A 5,941-nucleotide genomic window follows, 5' to 3' on the forward strand; every position below is an offset into this window, starting at 1 on the left:
CACCGCCCGCGCTACCATGGCTATTTTCGTTCAGTGTAACCTGGCGAAGCGCATCGAAGGAAATCGTGCATTCGGCGGAGTGGCGCGCCCGAAAGGATTCGAACCTCTGACCCCCAGATTCGTAGTCTGGTGCTCTATCCAGCTGAGCTACGGGCGCATTTTGCTGTCGGAGCCGGAACAAGGCCGGCACGAGCCGGTGGGGGCTGGTGCCGCCCGCGGCTAGCAAGGCCGCCACTCCTAATATGAGTGGTCCCTGAGCGCAAGTCTCCTTTGAGCAGGCCGACAGCCGATAGGGTTCCGGCTAGGCCTTCGGTAGGCAGGCGCTCAGCGGACCGAGCGGTCCGGCAGCTCGATCAGGAAGGTCGCGCCAATCGGGGTGTCGAGCAGCTCGAGCTTGCCGCCGTGGACGCCCACCAGCTCCGAGGCAATGGCGAGGCCGAGGCCCGAGCCGTCCTTCCGGGTCGAGGCCTGGAACGGGCGGAACAGGTGCTCGCGCGCGTTGGCGGGCACGCCAGGACCATCGTCGGACATCTCGATGAAAACCTTGCGGCCGTCCCGCCACGCCTTGACGCGAATCTCGCCCGGCCTGCCGGCCTGGCTCTCGATGGCCTGCATGGCGTTGCGCGTCAGGTTGCTCAAGACCCGGAACAGGTGCTCGTGATCGGCATCGATCAGCAGTTGGTCGTCGACGTCGACGGTCCAGGCGATCTTGCCTTCGCGCGGCAGGTCGAGGCCTTCGGCGACCTCCTCGAGAAGCGGTTTCAGGCGCATGAGCTCGCGGCGCGGCGCGGCCTCCTCGGCGCGGCCGAAGCGCAGCGATGAGTTGCAGAAGTTGAGGGCGCGGTCGAGCGAGGCAATCAGCTTCGGCGCGAACTGCTGCACGGTCGGGTCGGGGATGGCCGTCAGGCGGTCGGAGATGAGCTGCGCGTTGGCAAGCATGTTACGCAGGTCGTGGCTGATCTTGCTCACGGCGAGGCCGAGCGGGGCGAGACGGTTCTTCTGATTGAGCGCCTGCGTGAGCTGGCGCTGCATGTGGGCGAGCTCGCGCTCGGCGGTGCCGATCTCGTCGGCGCGGCCCGACGGCGTGATGATGCGGCTCGCGTCCTCTGGGTTCTCCCCGAAGTGCAGCATGTTGCGGGAGAGGCGCATCATCGGGCGCACGAGCAGCGCGCTGATGGCGAAGTAGACCAGCGCCGCCGTGATCAGCGAGATCATGATCGAGAGATAGACGATGTTCATGCCGTAGCTGACCATGGCCCGCTTCAAGGGCTCCTCGGGCAGCACCACCTCGATCACGTCGTCGTAGCGCGGGCCGAGATAGCCGACGATGCGGATCACGCGGTCGTCGGGCGCAAAGAAGAGGGCGATGGCATCGCCGATCTGGGACAGGCGCAGCGCCAGATCCTGGCCCATGGTCAGGTCGGCGGGCTGGCGCAGGTCGAAATGCTCATCGATCGAGATCTCCGTCACCGGCGGCAGCACGAGGCGGCGGGCACCGCCGCGGCGAATGGCAATGGCGCGCACGAGCGCGGTGCGCGTCAGCTCGTTGCGGAGCGCGGGGGGCACGTTGCGGCCCGGCACTGCCTCGGCGGCAAGCGCCGCGACGTTGGCCGCGGTCAGGCGGTCGTTGAGCCAACTGATGCGGTAGTTGGCGATCGAGGGCAGGAAGATCAGGATCTCTGCCAGCATGACGAAGACGGCCGTCAGCAGCAGCAGCTTGGCGGGCAGGCCGATGCGCAGCCACCCCTGCCTCAGCGCGGCGGCGCGCTCGCGCAGCCACGGCAGGACGGGCAACGGCTGTTTCTCCGTCGTTTCGATCACACGCTCGTTCGTATCAAGAGGCATGCTCACTCGCAGCAGCGGCCCCCGCTCCCACAGTGCGCCGATTCTGGCATTTCGCGCCTTGCCTGTCATCCGGGCGCAGGGTGCCGCCGCGCAGCATGGTCAAGGACTTCGCACCCTTGTCCTATATGGGGTGATCAGCGGCGCTAACCAAGCCGCGCAAGGAAATCGATGAGCTTACGGACGTTCGCCTTGGCGGGGAGGGCGGCGTAATGGCGGAGAGCGGCGCGCTTGCCGATCTCGCCGAACGTCGGGTGCGCTGCCACATAGCCGGCGACGGCTGAGATATGGAGCTTCTGGGCGACGGCCAGCGCCCAGATCTGGATCAGCTCGCTCGCCGCGGGGCCGACGATCGTGGCGCCCAGGATGCGCCCCTTGGCCGTCGTCACGACCTTGATGTGACCCAGGGTCTGGTGCTCGGCGTGCGCGCGGTCGTTCTCGGCGAACGGCCAGCGCAGGACGTTGATCTTGTTGTTCGCGGCGCGGGCCTGGTCCTCGGTCAGGCCGACGTGAGCCAGTTCGGGGTCGGTGAAGGTCACCCAGGGGACCAGCATCGGATCGAACTTGGAGGGGAGACGGAACAGGGCGCGGCGGAGGGCGATATCCGCTTGGTGGCTCGAGACATGGCTGAAGCGCGGGCCGCCGTTGACGTCGCCGATGGCATAGACGCGGCGGTTCGACGTCCTGAGGCCGCCGTTGACGACGATCCCTTCGGGCCCGGTCTTGACGCCAGCGGCCGCGAGGTTGAGGTCGGAGATGCTCGGGTTGCGTCCGGTCGCGATCAGGAGGTGCGAGCCGTCGATGATCTCCGCGCCGTGGGCGGCCGAGATGTGGACGCGCACGTAGCCGGACATGCCCTCGACGCGCTCCACCCGCGTGTCCTCGCGGATATCGAGGCCCTCGGCGCTCAGCGCATTCAAGACGACGGCCGTCGCCTCCGGATCATCGCTTGCAAGCGCGCGGGCGGCGTCGATGACCGTAACGCGGCTGCCGAGCCGCAGGTGGGCCTGTGCGAGCTCGAGGCCGATCGGGCCGGCGCCGATGACGACGAGGTGCGGGATCTTGCGGTCCACCTCGAAGATCGTCTCGCCGGTGAGAAAGGGATAGCTGTCGAGACCCGGGATGTCGGGTACGGCAGGGGACGAGCCGGTGGCGATGATGAAACGGCGCGCGGTGATGCGGTAGTCGCCGGCGATCAGGGTGCGCTTGTCCAGGAAGCGGCCGGCGCCGAGGATGACGCGCACGCCGAGACCGGTGTAGCGCTCGACCGTCTCGTTGGGCGCGACGGCGGAGACGACGCCTTTGACATGGCCCTGCACGGCACGATGGTCGATCTGCGGATCGACGGAGGCGATGCCGAACGCTGCGGCCGTGCGCATGGCGTGCGCACGCCTTGCCGCGGCGACGAGGGCCTTGGACGGAATGGATCCGGAAAGGTCGCCCCCGCCCATCCTGTGCTTCTCGACGAGGACCGTGTTGCGCCCGAAGGCGGCGGCCATGGTGGCGACGGCCACGCCGCCGGAGCCGGCACCGATGACGCAGATGTCGGTCGCGAGCGGCTCGCCGGCCAGGGCGACGGAAGGCTCAGCCGCAGCCTGCGGACGGGCCTCCGCTGTCACCGATGCGGGCCTCGATTGCGTCATGGCGATTGCCCCCTGCGATTACGGCCGTGTCTGGCCCCGTCCGTGCGCGTGGCGCCGCTCCGCGGAGCGCTCATCAGCCGCGAGGTCGAGTAACATGCGGCACGATAGCCGGGTCAAGCCCGGCCATGATGTTATTGGGGGAATTGCTGTGCCAAATGCCCCCGGGAGCCGGTTGCGGACGCAAGCCGGCGGTCGAGCGGGGCCACCCCGGCTCCGATTGGCGAGAATTGACTTCGGGTGCCGTGCAACCTATAAGCCAGCATCCCATTCCGAACCGCCCCGGATGGCGCATGTCGCCGTCGGTAGGTGCGTTCGCTTTCGGCTTCGATTGGAGTACTGACCGTGAAACGGACCTATCAACCGAGCAAGCTCGTGCGCAAGCGCCGGCACGGATTCCGCGCTCGCATGCAGACCCCCGGCGGCGTCAAGGTCATCTCGCGCCGCCGTGCGAAGGGCCGCAAGCGTCTTTCGGCCTAGTGTTCAGCGTCTCGTGGTGCGCGGCAGTTGCCCGCCAAGCGGGGGACCGTGTCGTGGCCCTTGAGACGCTAAAAAAACGATCGGAATTCCTGAGACTTAGAGGGGGCGCGCGGTTTGCGACGCCCTCTTTCGTTCTGGAAACGCGTCCGGCGGCCGAGGCGGGGCGCACGGACATCCGCTTCGGCTATACGGTGACGAAGAAGCTCGGCGGGGCCGTGGTCCGCAACCGGATCCGGCGCCGGCTCAAGGCGGCCGTCGGGCTGATTGCGCCGAAGCTCGCACGTCCCGGCCACGACTACGTGCTGGTGGCCCGTGCCGCGGCCTACGACAGGGCTTTCGCCGACCTGAAGAAAGACCTTGAACGGGCCCTGCAACGCGTGCATCACGCTGCGGCGAACGCGGCAAAATCCTGAGGCTCGGAGCCGGGTTGATCCCATCCGCGCTCAAATCGCCCATATCCACGGGCGTTGTGCGGGTTGTAAGAGAGCCAGTCTGAAATTTGCGGGGCCTTTCCGGCGTTCACGGCGGTCCTGCGGCATCCGAGGTCTTTATGAGCCAACGCCCCGACGATCAAAGGAATCTTCTCATCGCCGTCGCCTTGTCGATGGCGGTGATGCTGGGCTGGCAGTTCTTCTATGCGGGGCCGCAGATCAAGGCGCAGCAGGAGAAGGCACAGCGCGAGCGGCTGGCTCAGGAGGAGGCAAGAAAGAGCGCCGGCGGTGACTCCGCCGTGCCGGCCGCGCCGGGGACGGCGCTGCCTGGAAGCACGCCTACGGCGCAACCGATCCCCTCGCAGCCAACTGGGACACGGACGGAAGCGCTGGCGCGGTCGGCCCGCGTGCCGATCGAGACGCCGGCGCTCACGGGGTCGATCGCGCTCAAGGGCGGGCTCGTCGACGATATCGTGCTCGTCAACTACCGCGAGACCGTGGATCCGAAGAGCCCGAACGTGGTGCTGTTCTCGCCGCTCGGCGCGCCGGCCGCCTATTTCGCGGAGTTCGGATGGCAGGGCGCGCCGGGGAGCCAAGCCCCGCTGCCCGATGCGGAGACGGTCTGGCAGGCGGACGCGAATGCCAAGCTCACGCCCGACACGCCGGTGGTCCTCACCTGGGACAACGGCCAGGGCCTCAAGTTCCGCCGCAGTATCGCGATCGATCAGCACTACATGCTGACGGTCTCGGACGAGGTCGAGAATGCCACCACGGGGGACGTGGTTCTGACCCCCTATGCGCGGCTCTACCGCTTCGGCACGCCCAAGCTATCGGGCTACATGGTGCTGCATGAGGGGCTGATCGGCGTACCCGGCGATGCCGGACTGCAGGAGATCTCCTACAGCGAACTGCTCGAGGACGGCGGCGGCAAGAGCTTCGAGGGCAAAACCGGCGGCTGGCTCGGAATCACCGACAAATACTGGGCGGCGGCGCTCATTCCTGACCAAACGGCCACCTATGCGGGAAGCTTCCGCGGGCGGCGGCCCGGCACAGCTTCCCAGGAGGTGTTCTGGACCGACTATCAGCTCGGGGTGCAGGCCATCGCGGCCGGCGCCACGCAGAAGGTCGAGGGCCGCCTCTATGCCGGCGCCAAGCAGGTCAAGGTGATCGAGGACTACGAGGCGAAGCTCGGCATCGAGAAGTTCGAGCTCCTGATCGACTGGGGCTGGTTCTACTTCATCACCAAGCCGCTGTTCTACCTGATCGACTGGCTTTACCAGTTCCTCGGCAACTTCGGTCTCGCGATTCTGGCGGTGACGGTGATCGTCAAGGCGCTGTTCTTCCCGCTCGCCAACAAGAGCTACGAGAGCATGGCGAAGATGAAGAAGCTGCAGCCGCAGATGGAGCAGCTTCGCGAGCGTTACAAGGACGACAAGGCCAAGCAGCAGCAAGAGCTGATGGCGCTCTACCAGAAAGAGAAGATCAATCCGCTGGCGGGCTGCCTGCCGATCCTGGTGCAGATCCCAGTGTTCTTCGCGCTCTACAAGG

General features: G+C 67.0%; 5 protein-coding genes and 1 tRNA gene. 3 read left to right on the forward strand and 3 right to left on the reverse strand.

The annotated features are described in order from the left end of the window. Positions 1 to 80 precede the first annotated feature (80 nt). From IT540_RS04245 to IT540_RS04255, 3 genes are all read right to left on the reverse strand, one after another. Positions 81 to 157 (reverse strand) — tRNA-Arg (locus IT540_RS04245). Between the two features lie 167 nt (positions 158 to 324). After that, positions 325 to 1,845, reverse strand: coding sequence for a HAMP domain-containing sensor histidine kinase (locus tag IT540_RS04250; RefSeq protein WP_291173748.1), 1,521 nt, complete (start codon positions 1,843 to 1,845; stop codon positions 325 to 327). Positions 1,846 to 1,988: 143 nt separating this feature from the next. Beyond that, positions 1,989 to 3,485: an FAD-dependent oxidoreductase gene (locus IT540_RS04255; RefSeq protein ID WP_291173750.1), complete on the reverse strand. Its 1,497-nt coding sequence runs from the start codon at positions 3,483 to 3,485 to the stop codon at positions 1,989 to 1,991. 342 nt (positions 3,486 to 3,827) lie between these two features. Here IT540_RS04255 and rpmH point away from each other — a divergent pair, with 342 nt between their 5' ends. The 3 genes from rpmH to yidC all read left to right on the forward strand — a co-directional run. Then, on the forward strand, positions 3,828 to 3,962 hold the full coding sequence (rpmH, locus tag IT540_RS04260; protein WP_291173754.1) for a 50S ribosomal protein L34: 135 nt from the start codon (positions 3,828 to 3,830) through the stop codon (positions 3,960 to 3,962). 53 nt (positions 3,963 to 4,015) lie between these two features. Then, positions 4,016 to 4,375 (forward strand): ribonuclease P protein component, encoded by a 360-nt coding sequence (rnpA, locus tag IT540_RS04265; protein WP_291173758.1) that lies wholly within the window; start codon positions 4,016 to 4,018, stop codon positions 4,373 to 4,375. A gap of 137 nt (positions 4,376 to 4,512) precedes the next feature. Then, positions 4,513 to 5,941 (forward strand): membrane protein insertase YidC (yidC, locus tag IT540_RS04270; RefSeq protein ID WP_291173762.1); only part of this gene is annotated, 1,429 nt, incomplete at its 3' end.

It is taken from the genome of Hyphomicrobium sp. (assembly GCF_020852195.1).
Classification (GTDB): Bacteria; Pseudomonadota; Alphaproteobacteria; order Rhizobiales; family Hyphomicrobiaceae; genus Hyphomicrobium_C.

Excerpts from the sequence above, each read along its gene's own strand:
- IT540_RS04250 (WP_291173748.1), bottom strand. The coding sequence starts at position 1,845 with ATGCCTCTTGATACGAACGAGCGTGTGATCGAAACGACGGAGAAACAG.
- IT540_RS04255 (WP_291173750.1), bottom strand. The coding sequence starts at position 3,485 with ATGACGCAATCGAGGCCCGCATCGGTGACAGCGGAGGCCCGTCCGCAG.